Raw genomic sequence first — 16,456 nt, forward strand, 5'->3', positions numbered from 1 at the left:
AGAAGCTTTGGAGTTGTTTCCTTTGAACTAAGTTAGGTAATGGCGCTGCAAGCAAGCCGGTTCTGACGAGTACAGGGGTATCGGTTGCTTTTCACGGTTGCGCTACTTGGATGGTTACTTGGTCGGTCGATTGACAGGGTTTTCTGATACCTTCGGCGCATCCTCGCCAATCATCACTGGCTTACCGTCTCGGCAGACCACGGCGTACTGACCCAAGCGGCGTTTCCTTTCAAGTGCTTGTGTTACGGCTTTTTGCAGCGAATCCAGGATTACTTGGCTTTCTTTGGAAGGCGTTGTTTTCAGTGTAACTTTCATTCCGTAGCGCTCTTTAATAACTGGTGATAATAAATTTCATGAAGAATATTACGGCCATCGCCCGTTTGTTCAAACACGGGGATCGGTATTTCACCATCATTCATGAAACAAATGCAATGATCGACCCTGTGACTAAACACGTGGAAAAGATTACCAAGGCTGCGCGGGAAACGCCGCTCGATGTCGCGCAACACCCACGTCCGCTCGAACAGTTTGCTTATTAGGAAAAAACGAGACCCGTTGCGTTGTGTGGTCGATAACCTATGTGCGCCGCGATTTGTATCGATGTTTCTTGAACTTCTGCTCGAGACCCAAGTGATACGCATGATATTCATCACTATCCACCTCTGGGGTTAGCCGATGAGTCTCAAAGGATAGCCCGCGACGCCTCGGCCCAAATAGTCGGGCGAACTCGCCTTGAAAAGCGTGAAACGTTTCCCACTCCCGATCATGCTGAGCCTTATCGTCGTAATTGCTATGCCAAGGCTTTCGCCCGTATACATCGAAGGAGTCAGTCCTCTTGTCCTTGTATCCGATGATGATCTCACCGGAGAAGCTGACAGACCTTGGGTCTGGCATCAATAGATAGTTCCGTCCGAAGGAATCCCATCTAGGAGCCTTCAGCTTATCCTCAGGAAAAAGCCATGATTTTTCTGACGCTGCAATGTATCGGTACGCACGTGACTTAATGATGTAGTTGATAGCTGTGACCTCTTGGTCGGATAGCGATCGTCCGACTTGGATGCCGGTAAATTTAAACATTGCTGCACGGAATGGGTTTGAATTTGGTCGATGCTTCGTCGGATTTCCGTAGGGATAGCGTACCCACGAAAGGTTTGTAAGGACGAGAATCTTGTCTATCGTTAGCGGAAAAAGTGTGTGGGTTCCACTGAGCCAAATATCTGGATCCCGATAGTCTCTACACCACTCAGATAAAGGGAAACATCCTTGGTTGTAGACCGTGACAGGGTGGTCTGAAAGTATGAACTTGGTCTCAGATTGGGAAGCATCTGCGATGCTCCATACGCACTCAGTCCAAATGGCGCAAAAAATCTTCTGCAATCGTTGAAGTTCAAAAAGAACTGCGTTTTTGTCAATCTGTCTTGTAAGATTGGCTAAATAGGCTAGGCCTTTTGGTGTTCGGAGCTTCTGAATGCTCATGTAAAGAAGGAATCGATGAAACAAATCTCCTTCCGCGCTTGGGTGCGAAAAATTAGAGAAATAGTCGAGCGCAGGGCGCGCAAATGCATCAACTGGACCAAAGAACTTTTCCTCAATTTCGGTTGACAACCATTGGCCATATTTCGTCGTATATAAGTCATCTTGGCAAAAGCATTTCTTTGGCCCCCATCTAAGCAGCGCTTTGCGTTTATAAGGACGACCATTTGAAACCACAGTTTCTGGCTTTAAGTCGTGGTACCAAAACTTTTTCTCTTCATTCCCTAGTGGAATGAATCGCTCTTGGTACCAAACAGGGACGTAATGGTTATTGCGGTACAGCGTCACTGTGTCTGCTCTTCGTTAATCGTATCCAACCTGACTCCTACCTATACCCAACGTAATATATAAGTCATTGTGTCCAATAATTCCGTCGATGATGTTGTGTAATCACAGAGAATATTATCTATCATCCTGTTTCTAATATTAATTAATAAATTGAATAATGCTAGCGCTCCACCAAAACCACTTCAGCTACTTTAATTTCATCATTCCTTTTAAATCGTAACTCGACCTTTTCCCCTGCTTTCAACGACCGCAAAATCCCTGCATACGACGCCAAATCGCTAACCGGTTGTCCGGCCAGTTGAAGCAGAATGTCGCCTGGTTGCAGTCCGGCTTGTTGCGCCGGGGAGCCGGGGAGGGTGTTGTCGATGCGCACACCTTCACCTTGATAGGCAAAGTCTGGGACGGTGCCGAGGCTGGTTTTGCGTTTTTCCTTCGGTGCGGCGGATTCGGCGGGAGCGGGGGCTGACGATAGCGTGACCGTCAGCGGTTCGATGCGGTTGGCGAGGTATTCGGTGGCTTCTTTCAGGATCGCGGCGACTTTGACCAACCCGGCGGTGTCGATTTTGTCGGCGGTGTCGCCAGGGGCGTGGTAGTCCTCGTGCGCGCTGGCGAACAGTTGGATGGCGGGCACGCCAGCCTGGATGAATGCGGCTTGGTCGCTGGAGCCGAAGTCGTCTTGCACCGCGTTGACCGCAATTCCGGTGACGAAGTTCGCGCCGCGGAAAATGTGTACCAGTTCACGTGCGGTGCCGGTGCCGAACACGGTGACCGGGTTGTTTTCCAGCCGTCCGACGGTGTCCAGATTCAACATCGCGATGACTTTTTCAACCGGGAATCGACCGTTGCTGCGGACATAATGCGTGGAGCCGAGTAAATTCGCTTCTTCGCCGGTGAATGCGGTGAAAATGATGGTGCGCTCCGGCTGCCATTTCGGCACGATCTGCCGGGCGAGTTCCAGCATCACGGCGATGCCGCTGGCGTTGTCGTCCGCGCCGTGATGAATTTTGCCTTGATGCGCGGCGCGCACGTCCGGCCAGCCGGTGCCGAGGTGGTCGTAATGCGCGCCGATCACCAGGCTTTGCCCGGCGAGTTGCGGGTTGGTGCCGGGCAGGATGCCGACGACATTGCGCAGCGTGATATTGCCTTTCGGCAGGCCAACATCCTGTTGCCAAGTCTGGAAATAGCTGTTGTCGTCACCGCCAGGCAGTAGGCCGATTTGCTGGAATTGCTTGGCGATGTAGGTGGCCGCTTCGTCCAGTTCCGGTGTGCCGAGCTCGCGGCCTTTGAACGATTCGTGCGCCAGGTGCGTGATATCCGCCATCATGCGGCTTTCGGAAAAAACCGGTGGTAGTTCCGCCAGCGCGCGGCGCGGCTTGGTGATGCCGGCATGCGCCGTGAGCGCGGCATCAAGCGCGTAGCCGTCTTTTTGCCGCACCGGCTGTGATAGCGGCGATTGCAGAACCGGCCATTGGCCTTTGTCGATATTGATCAATTCATCGCCTTTGAATACCAGGTAACTGTATTTGCGGTAATGCGGCAGTTTGTTGGCGAGTTCGGCCACGGCTTGAACGGTACCGGCGGCGGCCCACAGCAGCGTCTTATCGGGATTGGCGGATTGCCGCGCGCTTAACACCACGGCGTGGCCGTTCTGCGGATAGCGTTTATGGTTGAGCTGCAATTGGCCGGATCGATACGAGACATCGCGGTTGGAAAGATTTTGCAAAATGTTGTCCGCAAACCGGTTTTGCCAGCCCAGAATCCACACGGCGCGGTCTTCCGGTAACGTTTTTAGTTGCTCGTCGGTGACGATTTCCAGCGGACTGGCTTGGGTTCTTTGCCAATTGGCCGCCAATGCGCGGTAGGCCTCCAGCACGGCTTTTTGCTCGCGCGCAGGCAGAATCAGCAGCGGTTTTTCCGCGCCGAAACCTTGCGATAGCGCCGAGGGAATCTCGCGGCTATCCAGGCGGCGGAATACGTCGAAATGCGGATCGAGATCGATACGCACCGGGCGGTTGGCGAATGTCATCTCGACCGTTTGTTTGGTTTGCTCGATGACGATTTGTGATTCCACCGCCATGTCCTCGCCTTCCAGCGTGACGGCGACCGGCACGTGTAAACGGTACGGTTCGCCCGGCTGGGTTTGCTCGACGGCGAGCGTGAGTTTGAATCCATCCGCCGTGCGCTCGGTTTCCGCGCTGCGCAGCACCAGATCCGGCGCGCCGGTGCGATGCACCCATTGTTCGAAGCGTTGCGTCAGATCCTTTCCGGTGCTGGTGTTGAACGTGGCGAGCAAATCGGCGAACGTCGCTTGCTGGAATTTGAATTGCTGATAAAACCGCCGCAGCGCTTTAGTGAATGCATCGTCGCCGAGCTCCTGCCGCAGCATGTGGAAAAACATCATGGTTTTGCCGTAACCGACCGCTTCCGAACTGGCGCTGTGGCGCGACACGAAGCGGGTGACTGGGAAATCCTTTTCCTTGCCGACAAAATCGGCATATTTCTGCAATACATCGCGGCGGTATTCCTCGCCTTTGCCGCGCTGCTCATTGACCAAATGGTCGGCGAGGTAAGCGGTCAAGCCTTCCGCCCAGTTGCCTTTGGCGTAATCGACGAATACGCCGTTGCCCCAGTAGTTGTGCAGAATTTCGTGCGGGTAAGACGAATGCAAAATGAACGGCAGGCGGATCACCTTCGAGCCGAGCAGCGTGAACGACGGCATGCCGTAACCGGTTTCCCAGAAATTCTCGACCAGCGCGAATTTGCTGTAGGGGTAGGGGCCGATCAACTTGTTGTACATCGCGATGTATTGTGCGGTGGCGTCGAGGTACTTCTGCGCCAGTGGCTGATCGGCGCTGCGCAAATACACCATCGCATTCACCGCACCGGCGGATTGCGTATAGCGCTGGAATTTCGCGGCGATCAGATAGATATCGTCCTGCGGCTGCTGTTCTTCCCAGACGACATGCTGCGTTTCACTGGCGCCGTTCTCGCGCACGAGCGATCCTTGACTTACCACATCCCAGCCGGATGGTACCTGAATGTCCAACTGGAACGACACCAGCGCATCGCCAAAATGCGGATACCACGCGCTGGCGCTCGCCAGAAACACCCCTTCCGGCGAAATCACGCCCGGCGTGGAACCGAAACTGCGCGAATATTCCTGCCCCGGCCCTTGCACCGCGTGATGGATCTGGCCGCCATATTGCAGCGTGAAGACATCCTGCCCCGGCGGTACAGTCACCGTGTAATGCCGGATCGAAATCGGCCGGGATTTCAGCGCAACTTCGTTGGTATCCGCTTCGAGCGTGGCATCCTGCACACCGCTGATCGCCAGTCCGGCGTGCAAATAGAAATCAAGCTGCACAGGCTCTTTGGCATTGCGCATGTGATCCGGGATTTGAATCCGGTCTTTGACCCGGATTTCCGAAGTATCCGGCGATAACCGGATTTCCATGCGGTGCTGAAATGTTTGGTTGCTTGCGGCGGCAAGCAGGCTATGGAACAAGAAAACGGTGAAAATTAAGCAGGCAGCGAGTTTTAATGATTTTTGCATTTTTTAGATGGGTTTAACGGATTCTAGTGATTGCCGAGGATCGCGCGATTCGCCCGGCGATTAGCATCATATCAAACATCCTATGTTTTTGAGGCAGGCTGGATAAGCGCAGCGAAAAGGCGCTGATGCAAAGCGCCGGTTTTTATTGTTCCCGGGGTTGACGGTACGCGGAAGAATCGCAGGATTTTTCCGGTTAACCCGCTGGAATTACATGATTTCTCTTGAACTAAGGCAGCGCCTGTTCGTAACGGGATTGAACCGATACGCCACTAAAATTCATAAAAAATGGGCAAAAATATTACAAATCCGGCCGGCTAAAAAACTGAAATAGAATGAGCGGCTGTGAGTTTTGCGTGCCTTGATTGTTAACCAGCCGTCCGTTTTGATAAACGATTATAGGAAAGTAGCGGTATGAAGATAGACACTGACAATTTGCAGACAAAAGCCCAAAGAGCGAATTTTTTTCTGCTTTCCATGCTATCCGGTATTTTCTACTTCGCGGCATTTCAAGCTTCTGCGATGGATGTGTCGATGAAGCCCATCTCCGATAAATTAAAAGTGCAATCCAGCGAAACGCGATGGATCAAGCTGGGCGCGGGCTATCGGGGCTCTGGATTATGGACGGAGAATCTTAACGGCAATTTGAACGGCGGCAACTACAGTAACGATAATGCGCGTATTTATTTGAACGGCCAGTTCAACGAACATCTCAAGTTCGAAGTCAATACCGATTGTTTCTTCTGTAACAATACTAGCGCCGGGGATAACCCCCGAATGTCCTACAACGTGCTCGATGCCATCGCAAAATTCGAATACAACCGTTATTTCAATATTTGGGGCGGCCGTATGCTGGTGCCGACCGAACGGGGCGAATTAAGCGGCCCCTTTTTCCAGGCGACCCACGATGCTTTCAAGACGCCGTTCTTTTCACAGGACTTCAGCACCAAATTCGGTAACGGCGGCGCCGGGCGTTATGGCCGTGACGATGGTGTGACTTTCTGGGGGAATCTGGAGCCGAAGATCGTGCCGGGAACGCTGGGCTACGCCATGGGCGTTTACCGCGGATTGGAATCGACGAATACCGCAGGCCCCAATCAAGGCGGCTCGGTGCTGACAGCTGCCCGTGTCACTTATAATTTCCTGAATCCGGAGAAGAATCCGGGTTATTACACCTCCAGCACGTATTACGGTAAAGCGGGAGACATTTTGGCAATGGCGTTCGGCATGTCGTATCAGAAAAATGGCGCCGGATCGCTCGCGCATCGCAGCGATTTTCTCGGTTTTACCGGGGATTTATTGTTTGAGAAAGTGCTGCCCAGAAACCTGGGTGTTTTTACCACCAACGCCGAATACAAGCAGTTCTATGCCAATTACTCGACCGCTGCATTCAGCGATAAGGATTGTTTTTGCATGTTTGACGGTAAATCGTGGACGGTCACCGGTCTTTATATGTTTCCAACCAAAGTCGGCATCGGGCATTTTCAACCCTACGGCCGGTTTACCAGTATTCAACCGAACCGCAGCAGCAACCGGGAAGAGATCGAAGCGGGTCTGAACTATATTATCGACGGCTTTAATGCACGCGTTTCCGCCTATTATCAGCACGGCGACCTGCTCATGAAAGGTTTGAATTACGCACCGGGCGTAACAGGGCAGGCGCTCGACGTATTTAAAATTTCTTTCCAATTGCAGATTTAGATTCCGGAAAAATATGTTCGGTAAATGATCATGCGCATGCCGTTATCCACCGCTTCAGAAGAGTCATCCATTCAGCAGCAGAATTTGACGGTCGTGAGCGGCCGCGAATCGCTGCGCGAGGTTTTGCCGCAGCCTGGGATTAGCTGCGATAAGCCGCTGCACGCAAAATTGGCGCTGGAGTTTGCACACATTGACGGTGCTTCCCGTCTGGTGGCGCGCGATCATTTCGGTCCGCTGCTGGTGCAGAAACCGCTCTATCCGGAAGGCCGGGAAGTTTGTCATACCGTCATCATTCATCCGCCTGGGGGCGTGGTCGGCGGCGATCAACTGGAAATCTCGGCGCATGTCGGCGCGGCTGCAAAGGTGCAGATCACGACACCCGGCGCAGCCAAGTGGTACAAAGCCAACGGCCATACTTCACAGCAGAAAATCATGCTCAGCGCCGGTCAAGGCGCAGCCCTCGAATGGGTGCCGCAAGAAACTATTTTTTTCAACAACGCCAATGTCAGCATCGATCACCAAGTGATACTGGAAAATGACGCCGCTTACGTGGGGTGCGAAATATTGTGCTTCGGACGCACGGCTTCGGGAGAGACGTTCAATAGCGGCCAGGTCAAGCAGCGTACCAGTATCCGCCGCAACGGCACGATGATTTGGCTGGAGCAGATACGACTGCAAGGCGAGAGCGGCGCCATGCACGGCCCGCTCGCCTTGTCGGGCAAGCCGGTGTGCGCCACGCTTCTGGCGACGGGAAAACCGGTACCGCAGGCATTGATCGATGTGGCGCGCGAAGAATCCGCGGCAATCGCCGGTGATTCCGGCCAGGTCGGTATTTCGCAACTCAAATCGATTATCGTGGTTCGTTATCTGGGCCATTCGAGCGAGGCGGCGCGGCATATCATGCTGCGCGCGTGGGGGTTGTTCCGTCCGGAAATTCTCGGCCGCCCCGCGATTGTTCCCAGGATGTGGAATACATGATTGACGCTGGCGCCGCCGGTAAGATTTTTATTTGAGGAAGCTCTGAAAAAGGTAGCGAGCGAAGGTCAGGCAAGGCGGAATCAGGCGAAAAAGCGCAGTTTGCGAGGTGTAAATGAGCATTTTGAGTCTGATTTCAGTACAGCATGACCGAGCGCAGTAGTTTTTCAGAGTTTTCTTGGCTTCGGATACGGCCGCGGCCTTAGTTGTAAATGTAACTTTACCCAGGAGAAAAGCGATGGACTTAACACCGAGAGAGAAAGACAAACTGCAGATTTTCACCGCCGGATTGCTGGCTGAGCGGCGCAAGGCCCGTGGCTTAAGGCTCAATTACCCGGAAGCGGTTGCGCTGATTACCTGCGCCGTTTTGGAGGGCGCCCGGGATGGCCGCACGGTGGCGGAGCTGATGGCGGCGGGACAAAGAGTATTGACACGCACGGATGTGATGGAAGGCGTGCCCGAAATGATTCCGGATATTCAGGTGGAAGCGACATTTCCCGACGGAACCAAGCTGGTCACCGTGCACAATCCGATCATTTAACGAATAAGCAATAGGAGAATGCCATGAGAGTACCCATGATTCCAGGCGAAGTGTTTACCGAGGCGGGCGAGATCGAGCTGAATGTCGGCAGAAAAACCAAAACCCTGACCGTTTCCAATGGCGGGGATCGCCCGATCCAGATCGGTTCCCACTTTCATTTTTACGAAGTCAACTCCGCTATGAAATTTGACCGCGACGCGGCGTATGGCATGCGCCTGAATATCATGGCGGGCACGGCCATCCGCTTCGAGCCCGGGCAAGAGAGAACTGTCGAGCTGGTCGAGCTCGCGGGTGACCGGATCGTGTATGGATTCAATCAGAAAGTGATGGGCAAACTGAAATAGTTTGGTTCGCAACGACTTTACAGGAGTAACAAAATGAGTGTAAAAATTTCCCGCCAAACCTATGCGGAAATGATGGGGCCGACAACCGGCGACCGTGTCCGTCTGGCCGATACCGAACTTTTCATCGAAATTGAAAGAGACTTCACCACCTATGGCGAGGAAGTAAAATTCGGCGGCGGAAAAGTGATCCGCGACGGCATGGGGCAATCGCAGCGCAGTCATGCGGACGTCATGGATACCGTGATCACCAATGCGATCATTATCGATCATTGGGGAATCGTCAAAGCGGACATCGGCATCAAGAACGGCAAAATCGCCAATATCGGCAAAGCCGGGAATCCCGATATCCAGCCCAATGTAACGATGGCCATCGGTGCGGCGACCGAGATCATCGCCGGTGAAAATTTGATTGTGACCGCCGGCGGCGTGGATACGCACATCCACTTCATTTCTCCGCAGCAAGCCGAAGACGCGATGATGAACGGCATTACCACCATGCTGGGCGGCGGTACCGGGCCCGCGGTTGGCACAGCCGCCACCACCTGTACGCCCGGTCCTTGGCACATTCATTCGATGCTCAGAGCCTCCGACGGATTGGTGATGAATACCGGATTCTTCGGCAAGGGCAACGCCAGTCTGCCGACGCCGCTGCAGGAACAGGTGCTGGCCGGCGCGTGCGGGCTGAAATTGCATGAGGACTGGGGAACCACTTTTGCAGCCATCGATAACTGTCTGGCTATCGCGGACAAATACGATGTGCAGGTTGCCATTCATACCGACACGATCAACGAAGGCGGTTATCTGGAAAATACCATCGCCGCGATGAAAGACCGCACGATACATACCTTCCATACCGAAGGCGCGGGCGGCGGTCATGCGCCCGACATCATTGCCGTCGTGGGACTCGACAATGTGCTGCCGTCATCGACCAATCCAACCCGTCCTTATACCGTCAACACGCTCGATGAGCACTTGGATATGCTGATGGTGTGCCATCACTTGCACGCCAATATCGCCGAAGATCTGGCTTTTGCCGAATCGCGCATCCGTAAGGAAACGATTGCCGCCGAGGATATTCTGCACGATATGGGGGCAATTTCGATGATGTCCTCGGATTCGCAAGCGATGGGCCGGATCGGCGAAGTGGTGCTGCGCACCTGGCAGACTGCGCATAAAATGAAAATACAGCGCGGCACGTTGCAGGAAGACAACTCAAGAAACGACAATTTCCGGGTCAAGCGTTACATCGCCAAATACACGATCAATCCGGCGATTACCCACGGCATTGCGCACGCCATCGGTTCGGTCGAAGTCGGTAAATATGCCGATCTTGTCCTTTGGAGACCGGCATTCTTCGGCGTTAAGCCGTCGATGATCCTGAAAGGCGGTATGATCGCCGCGTCGCTGATGGGCGATCCGAATGCATCGATTCCGACACCGCAACCGGTGCATTACCGCTACATGTTCGGCGGATACGGCGGCGGGATCAAAACCTCGTGCTATACATTCGCTTCGCAAGCCGCTCTCAAAGAGGGGCTGATCGATCAGTTGCGGTTGGATAAAAACATTATCGCAGTCAAAAATACCCGGAATCTGCGCAAGAAAGACATGATTCACAACAGCGCTACGCCGAGAATGGAAGTCGATCCTGAAACGTACGAAGTGCGCGCGGACGGCCAGTTGCTGACATGCGGACCGGAAGATGTATTGCCGATGGCGCAACGGTATTTTCTATTTTAGGAATACCGGTGGCGGAGCGGATTGTCCACGCGAGCAATCCCTAAAACTCGTTTCCCGATCCGGAAGCTGCTCCGCCCGCGGGTCGCCGTTATTGCGATAACGCAATGGCGGTGATCATCGATAATCACTAACTGACGATAACAACACATGATTACGCTGAATACTAAAATAGACCGGGCCGAATCGGTGTTTGCGCAACTGGTTCTGCCTTATGAAATGCGCGAAAACAGCCGCCTCAGAACAGCGCTCGAATCCGGTGAGGAAGTCGCTATTTTTACCGAGCGCGGTACCGTGCTGCGCCATAATGATTTGCTCAAAAGCGCCGATGGCCGGGTGGTGCAAATCATCGCGGCCCATGAACCCACGTACCGGATTACCTGCCGCACCCCGTACGATTTATTGCGCTGCGCTTTTCATTTGGGCAACCGGCATACGCAAACGCAAGTTGGCGAAGGATTTCTGCGCATTCATACCGATAGCGTCCTGAAACAAATGCTGGAGGGCCTGGGCGCCACGGTTACCGAGGAAAATGCACAATTTGAACCGGAATCGGGCGCTTATGGCGGCGGGGGCGGGCACCATCATCATGGCGACGGGCATTATCACGCGCACGGCCCGCTGGCGCCAATCCCGGCCCGGCAGAAGATTCACCGGCCATCCGATCCGCAATCCTAATCATGACTTTGCAATCCGCTGTATTGCTTCGTTTGTTGCAGTTGGCGAGCCCATCGCTGCCGGTGGGTGCGTATACCTATTCGCAAGGCTTGGAATCGGCGATTGAAAAAGGCGCTGTCCATAACGAAAGCTCGGCGCGCGCCTGGATCACCGAATATTTAGCGATTGCCGCGGACTTTGAAGCGCCTGTCGCATGGCGCTTGCTGCAAGCCTTTTCCCAGCGCGACGCGGCGAGTGTCCATTATTGGAGCGGCTGCTTTATCGCTGCGCGCGATACCACTGAATTCCGCGCGGAAACCATTCAAATGGGTTATTCCTTGGCGAAACTCGTCACCGATCTGAATATCGCGGACGATTCATTGCGCGCGATCCTGGCTGGGCAATCCGAAATTCCTCTGCCCACGGCTTTCGCTTGCGCGGCGGAGGCGCTCGCGGTGCCGCATCAGGCGGCGCTGCTCGGCATGTTGTTCTCGATGGTTGAGAATCAAGTGCTGGTTTGCGTTAAATCGGTTCCGCTCGGCCAGGTATCGGGGCAAAGCTTGTTGTTTTCCTTGCACGGCGCGATTGAAAAAGCAGCACTGCGGGCGCAGCAGCTCGATGACGATGAGTTATCCAATTGGGCGCCGGGATTGTCGCTGTTGTCCATGCAGCATGAAACGCAATACAGCAGAATTTACCGATCATAATTTTTTGGATAGAACGACATGAATAAACCATCAAATCCCCTGCGAGTCGGCATCGGCGGTCCGGTCGGATCGGGCAAAACGGCTTTGTGCGAAGCCTTGAGTAAAAAAATGCGCGACCGCTATGAAATGGCGGTCATCACCAACGATATTTATACCAAGGAGGATATGGAAATTTTATTGCGCGCCGATGCGCTGCCTCCAGAGCGTTTGATGGGCGTGGAAACGGGCGGGTGTCCGCATACGGCGATTCGTGAAGACGCTTCCATCAACCTCGAAGCGATTGCCCGCATGACGGCCGATTTTCCCAATCTCGATCTGATCCTGGTTGAATCCGGCGGTGACAATCTCGCCTCAACCTTCAGTCCCGAGCTTTCCGATCTGACGATTTACGTGATCGATGTCGCCGCCGGTGAAAAAATACCCCGCAAGGGCGGCCCCGGCATCACGCGCTCGGCGCTCCTGGTGATCAACAAAACGGATCTGGCGCCGTACGTCGGTGCGAATCTGGACGTCATGGCACGCGACGCCAAAAAAATGCGCGGCGAGCGGCCGTTTGTTTTCACCAATCTGCATACGGGTGAGGGCGTGGATCAGATCGTCGATTTCATTGTAAAACAAGGATTGCTGGAAGAAGTCAAACAACAGGCGAGCGGATAAATTTTGCCGCAGCTGTTGTTCCGTAAAAAACTTAGGAGCTCATCATCATGGATTGGTCACTTTCAATCGACAAAGCGATACCCAAGCCTTTGCGCGTCATTTTCAGGGGTGTCGGACAAGTATTTTTCTGCTGCAACGCGGTTACCGGTTTGATTTTTTTAATCGCGTTGTACGTGGGCGGAATTACTGCCGGACTCGCCGCGACCGTGGGCGTTGTGAGCAGCACAATCGCGGCTTATGTACTGGGATTTTCGGAAGACGATATCGATGCCGGACTGTACGGTTTCAATGGCACCCTGGTCGGCCCCTGTTTGTTTTTGTTTCTCGAACACACGCCGCAACTCTGGCTCTATGTGGTACTCGCGTCGATATTGTCGACCGTGGTGCTGGCCGCTTTGATGCGAATCCTGCAACCCTATAATATCCCGGCTTCTACTTCACCGTTTGTTCTGACATGCTGGATGTTCATGGTGGCTGTCTATTCTTTCGATGGATTCACCCGCGGTCCGGTATTGCCCGCTCCGGCAATTCCTGCTGACATTGCAACCGCTGCGGTGGTCACGGCGGAATTTGCAAGCTTTTCAAAAGACGCGATTGAAGCTTGGTATACCGCAGTCGCCAAAGGCATCGGCGAAGTTATGTTTGCCGATAGTGTCATCGTCGGTGTTTTATTCCTGACCGGCATAGCGATCACTTCCTTGCGCGGCGCTGTCATGGCGCTATCGGGCGCGATCGTCGGCGTTGTCGTACCGGTAATGCTCGGTGCGGACAAAACGCTTATCGAAATGGGATTGTATGCATTCAATCCGGTGCTGACGATGATGGCGGTCGGCTGGGTGTTTCTCAAACCGACCGCGGGCAGCGCATTGCTCGCCTTGCTGGCGGGAATTCTGACCATTATTTGCCAGGCGGGTTTGGCGAATTTTCTGGCGCCGATCGGTTTGCCGACACTGACCTTTCCATTTGTATTGACCATGTGGATGTTCCTGTTCGCTGCCAGTAAATCCAAATACTGGAAAAACTGACACGCAGCAAAAAACAACTTCGAATTAACCTCCGTTTCTTAAAACGGGGTTTTATTTCCGATCTTTTCCTACCTCAAGTCAGCGGTTTGCTATGCATATGCGGACCAGCAGAGGTAGAGTGCGTGTGATTGCCTTGAGTCAACTCGATCGGCACGATGTGCAACTTACCATGCCGCACGCCGTTGGTGGCGATCACTTGATTGGCGAAACGCCTGACTTCTTCGACGATACCGCGCAGGATGGTGACTTCGAGGCAGTTGTCGTGATCCAGATGCACATGCATGCTCGATAAAGTCAGGTCGTGATGCTGGTGGTGCGCCGAGGTCACCTGACCGGCCAAGTCCCTTTCATGGTGATTGTAGATATAGCTCAGTGTGGCGATGCAATAACCTTTGTTGTCCTTCTGCAACCGGGAAGTTTCCAGATACTCGCGGATAAGATCGCGGATCGCTTCGGAGCGGTTGTAGTAGCCGCGCGCCTGAGCAACTTCATCGAACTGCTTGAATAGTTGATCGTCCATTGAAATAGTAAACCGTTCCATAAAAACCCCCCCCTAGCGATTGTCATCGCTGATGATTGATGAAGACAAATGCCGTTTCCTTGATACGCCGGTAAACTCACGCCACGGCATCGATTAAAAATTTGCTATCCAATTGACGCGCAACGAACGGCTTTCAACCGGATGGAAATGCACATCGCTGACACCGGCGGCAGGTTCGTCTGGCAACCGGGATGTGTAATAGTAGTCGATTGTATGTGCATGAGTATTCAATAAGTTAAAGCCTTGTAGTGTCATCCGTACATTCTTGCCGATTTTATAGCCGACCTGGCCATTCAGCGTCACGATGTGATCGGATTGCACGCTGTTATCTTCGATCAGCGGCCGCTTGCCAAAGTAACGGGCTTGCAGATTGCCAAAGAACGGACCGGCGTTATCAACGGTGACCGCCAGCTTGCCCACCCCCCGGATTGCGCCGGGAATATGATCGCCGGCTGGATCGGAATCGCTGAAGCGCGCCCGTGCGAGCGCATAATCGACATCGACCGTCAGCCAATCGTTAGGCTTATAGAATAATGAAGCTTCGAATCCCTCCCGTTTACTCGGACGGGTGGCTTCCGTCGTGCCGGCATCACCGACAAACAGGAGCTCCGAAGCCATATCCAAACGGAATAAGGCAAACGATGCTTGCAGGCCTGGAATAATCCCTGTTCTCACGCCAACTTCATAGCCGGTTGAACGCACCAGCGGGCTGACGGGCTGAATCGGATCGCCGGATTTTGGGTCGACGGTGGATGTGGTGCCGCGCGCATCGTTGCTATGAAAGCCGCCGCCATAGTTAAAATAAAATTCCGTTTGCTGCCAAGGCCCGAAAATCAAACTCAGCTTGGGGTTGGTCATGCTGTCGTAACGGCTGCCCGAATTCGCGCTGAGATTGCTGCTGACATCAAACCAGTAGAAATCCGAACGCACGCCCGCTACGCTGCGGAATTTTTCCAGCCACTGGACGCTGTTCTGATAATAAATACCGATACTGTTCTGATTGATATGATCTTTGCGGGTAGTCGATAATGTCCGGCGCTGCCGGGTGCTCAACAACCCATTGTCGATGATATCGTTTTGGAACTGCACGCCCACGGTATTTTCAACCTCGAAACCGCCGATTTTATTGACCCAGGCGTGATTGAGATTCATCGCCGACTGAAAGCGCTTATCGAACTGCGAGAATTGGTCGCCGTTCACGGGATCGTCCAGGAAATAGGTGAAATTCGAGAATAACGCCAGGTTGGTATGCAGGGTGTACACATTCAATTGCGTTTTACCGAAGCGGCCGGCATGTTCCAGCGCGCCGGACAGGCTGAAACGGTGCGCCTTGCCGCCGTCGCTCGGATCAATGGCGCCAAGCCGGGGAATCAAGCCGCTGGCGACTGCCCGTAGCGGAATCTGGTCAGTGGAATTCCATTTCCCGCCATAGCCCATCGCCGTGACATTGAACTTGGTAGGGCCGTTGTCCTGGCTGTAGCGCAGCACCGCGTTGAATTTCTTGAAATCCTCGTGCTTGATCCACGGGCCGTCTTTGGTGAGCAATTCCAGCGCGTACAAAACATTGCCGCCACCCGCTTGATGCGATTTCGCCGCCAGTCCGCGCATGAAGCCTTGTTCCCCCAGACCATAGCTGGCAATGCCTTTCGGCAGCGTATTGACGTAACCCAGGCTGGCGGCGCCCGCCGAGGAGAAGTCGCCTTGTTCCGCGTAATAGGGGCCTTTCAGGTACTGAATGTTGCTGATCAATTCGGGAATAATGAAATTGGTGTCCGCCCAGCCTTGGCCATGACCGTGCGAGCGCTGGTTGACCAGCATGCCGTCGACGGTAATCCGTAAATCCGTGCCGTGATCAAGATTGAAGCCGCGCAAGAAATACTGGTTGGCTTTGCCTTCGCCGCTATGCTGCGTCACGATCAGGCCCGGCACGGTCTCCAGCAACTCGCCGGGGCGATAAACGGTACGCAGATCGAGTTGCTGCTTGAGCACCGTGCCTTCATTGGCGGAGTTGGCGCTGCCGATCAATTCCCGGGAATTGGGGCGTACAATCATTTCTTTTAGTGTCGGCACGCCCGCCGCGATTGCGGGCAGCGGCCGCCAGATGAATAGAAGCTGCATGCAGCTTATGAATGCTAACCATAGTGATGCAGCGCGTTTCGCCATTTTTTTCGGATAGATTTTTAACAATGTGCATATTTTT

The 16,456-nt window shown here is 53.7% G+C and carries 14 protein-coding genes and 1 pseudogene; 10 read left to right on the forward strand and 5 right to left on the reverse strand.

The window, feature by feature from the left end:
• Positions 1–114: 114 nt before the first annotated feature.
• Positions 115–315: a hypothetical protein gene (locus HRU77_13795; protein QOJ21662.1), complete on the reverse strand. Its 201-nt coding sequence runs from the start codon at positions 313–315 to the stop codon at positions 115–117.
• Between the two features lie 38 nt (positions 316–353).
• On the opposite strand from HRU77_13795, the gene HRU77_13800 reads away from it, so the two are divergent.
• On the forward strand, positions 354–539 hold the full coding sequence (locus HRU77_13800) for a hypothetical protein (protein QOJ21663.1): 186 nt from the start codon (positions 354–356) through the stop codon (positions 537–539).
• Between the two features lie 37 nt (positions 540–576).
• Here HRU77_13800 and HRU77_13805 read toward each other — a convergent pair whose 3' ends face one another.
• Together HRU77_13805 and HRU77_13810 are read right to left on the reverse strand one after the other, a co-directional pair.
• Positions 577–1,821: a DUF4238 domain-containing protein gene (locus HRU77_13805; GenBank protein QOJ21664.1), complete on the reverse strand. Its 1,245-nt coding sequence runs from the start codon at positions 1,819–1,821 to the stop codon at positions 577–579.
• A 160-nt stretch (positions 1,822–1,981) separates the two neighbouring features.
• Complete coding sequence (locus tag HRU77_13810) at positions 1,982–5,374, reverse strand: M20/M25/M40 family metallo-hydrolase (protein ID QOJ21665.1); 3,393 nt, start codon at positions 5,372–5,374, stop codon at positions 1,982–1,984.
• 459 nt (positions 5,375–5,833) lie between these two features.
• On the opposite strand from HRU77_13810, the pseudogene HRU77_13815 reads away from it, so the two are divergent.
• The 9 genes and pseudogenes from HRU77_13815 to yut all read left to right on the forward strand — a co-directional run bounded on the left by HRU77_13815 (position 5,834) and on the right by yut (position 13,715).
• Positions 5,834–7,072 (forward strand): annotated as a pseudogene (locus tag HRU77_13815) (hypothetical protein).
• 36 nt (positions 7,073–7,108) lie between these two features.
• Positions 7,109–8,050: an urease accessory protein UreD gene (locus tag HRU77_13820; GenBank protein ID QOJ22192.1), complete on the forward strand. Its 942-nt coding sequence runs from the start codon at positions 7,109–7,111 to the stop codon at positions 8,048–8,050.
• Between the two features lie 235 nt (positions 8,051–8,285).
• Positions 8,286–8,588, forward strand: a complete 303-nt coding sequence (locus HRU77_13825) for an urease subunit gamma (protein QOJ21666.1) — start codon at positions 8,286–8,288, stop codon at positions 8,586–8,588.
• A gap of 35 nt (positions 8,589–8,623) precedes the next feature.
• Positions 8,624–8,932: an urease subunit beta gene (locus tag HRU77_13830; protein QOJ22193.1), complete on the forward strand. Its 309-nt coding sequence runs from the start codon at positions 8,624–8,626 to the stop codon at positions 8,930–8,932.
• 33 nt (positions 8,933–8,965) lie between these two features.
• Complete coding sequence (gene ureC / locus HRU77_13835) at positions 8,966–10,672, forward strand: urease subunit alpha (GenBank protein QOJ21667.1); 1,707 nt, start codon at positions 8,966–8,968, stop codon at positions 10,670–10,672.
• Positions 10,673–10,819: 147 nt separating this feature from the next.
• Positions 10,820–11,347, forward strand: coding sequence for an urease accessory protein UreE (gene ureE / locus HRU77_13840; GenBank protein QOJ21668.1), 528 nt, complete (start codon positions 10,820–10,822; stop codon positions 11,345–11,347).
• Between the two features lie 8 nt (positions 11,348–11,355).
• Positions 11,356–12,033: an urease accessory protein UreF gene (locus HRU77_13845; protein QOJ22194.1), complete on the forward strand. Its 678-nt coding sequence runs from the start codon at positions 11,356–11,358 to the stop codon at positions 12,031–12,033.
• An 18-nt stretch (positions 12,034–12,051) separates the two neighbouring features.
• A complete protein-coding gene (gene ureG / locus HRU77_13850) occupies positions 12,052–12,690 on the forward strand; it encodes an urease accessory protein UreG (protein ID QOJ21669.1) in 639 nt (212 codons plus the stop codon).
• Between the two features lie 47 nt (positions 12,691–12,737).
• Positions 12,738–13,715, forward strand: a complete 978-nt coding sequence (gene yut / locus HRU77_13855) for an urea transporter (GenBank protein QOJ21670.1) — start codon at positions 12,738–12,740, stop codon at positions 13,713–13,715.
• Positions 13,716–13,788: 73 nt separating this feature from the next.
• Here the strand turns inward: yut and nikR are convergent, their stop codons facing one another.
• Both nikR and HRU77_13865 read right to left on the reverse strand, forming a co-directional pair.
• Positions 13,789–14,256 carry a nickel-responsive transcriptional regulator NikR gene (nikR, locus tag HRU77_13860; GenBank protein ID QOJ21671.1) on the reverse strand — a complete coding sequence of 156 codons (468 nt, stop codon included), beginning with the start codon at positions 14,254–14,256 and terminating at the stop codon, positions 13,789–13,791.
• Positions 14,257–14,349: 93 nt separating this feature from the next.
• A complete protein-coding gene (locus HRU77_13865; GenBank protein ID QOJ21672.1) occupies positions 14,350–16,419 on the reverse strand; it encodes a TonB-dependent receptor in 2,070 nt (689 codons plus the stop codon).
• Positions 16,420–16,456 lie beyond the last annotated feature (37 nt).

The organism is Gammaproteobacteria bacterium (assembly GCA_015709615.1).
Taxonomy (GTDB): domain Bacteria; phylum Pseudomonadota; class Gammaproteobacteria; order Burkholderiales; family Nitrosomonadaceae; genus Nitrosomonas.

Excerpts from the sequence above, each read along its gene's own strand:
- nikR (QOJ21671.1), bottom strand. The coding sequence starts at position 14,256 with ATGGAACGGTTTACTATTTCAATGGACGATCAACTATTCAAGCAGTTC.
- HRU77_13820 (QOJ22192.1), top strand. The coding sequence starts at position 7,109 with ATGCCGTTATCCACCGCTTCAGAAGAGTCATCCATTCAGCAGCAGAAT.
- ureE (QOJ21668.1), top strand. The coding sequence starts at position 10,820 with ATGATTACGCTGAATACTAAAATAGACCGGGCCGAATCGGTGTTTGCG.
- HRU77_13810 (QOJ21665.1), bottom strand. The coding sequence starts at position 5,374 with ATGCAAAAATCATTAAAACTCGCTGCCTGCTTAATTTTCACCGTTTTC.
- HRU77_13795 (QOJ21662.1), bottom strand. The coding sequence starts at position 315 with ATGAAAGTTACACTGAAAACAACGCCTTCCAAAGAAAGCCAAGTAATC.
- yut (QOJ21670.1), top strand. The coding sequence starts at position 12,738 with ATGGATTGGTCACTTTCAATCGACAAAGCGATACCCAAGCCTTTGCGC.
- HRU77_13865 (QOJ21672.1), bottom strand. The coding sequence starts at position 16,419 with ATGGCGAAACGCGCTGCATCACTATGGTTAGCATTCATAAGCTGCATG.
- ureG (QOJ21669.1), top strand. The coding sequence starts at position 12,052 with ATGAATAAACCATCAAATCCCCTGCGAGTCGGCATCGGCGGTCCGGTC.
- HRU77_13830 (QOJ22193.1), top strand. The coding sequence starts at position 8,624 with ATGATTCCAGGCGAAGTGTTTACCGAGGCGGGCGAGATCGAGCTGAAT.
- HRU77_13825 (QOJ21666.1), top strand. The coding sequence starts at position 8,286 with ATGGACTTAACACCGAGAGAGAAAGACAAACTGCAGATTTTCACCGCC.
- HRU77_13800 (QOJ21663.1), top strand. The coding sequence starts at position 354 with ATGAAGAATATTACGGCCATCGCCCGTTTGTTCAAACACGGGGATCGG.
- ureC (QOJ21667.1), top strand. The coding sequence starts at position 8,966 with ATGAGTGTAAAAATTTCCCGCCAAACCTATGCGGAAATGATGGGGCCG.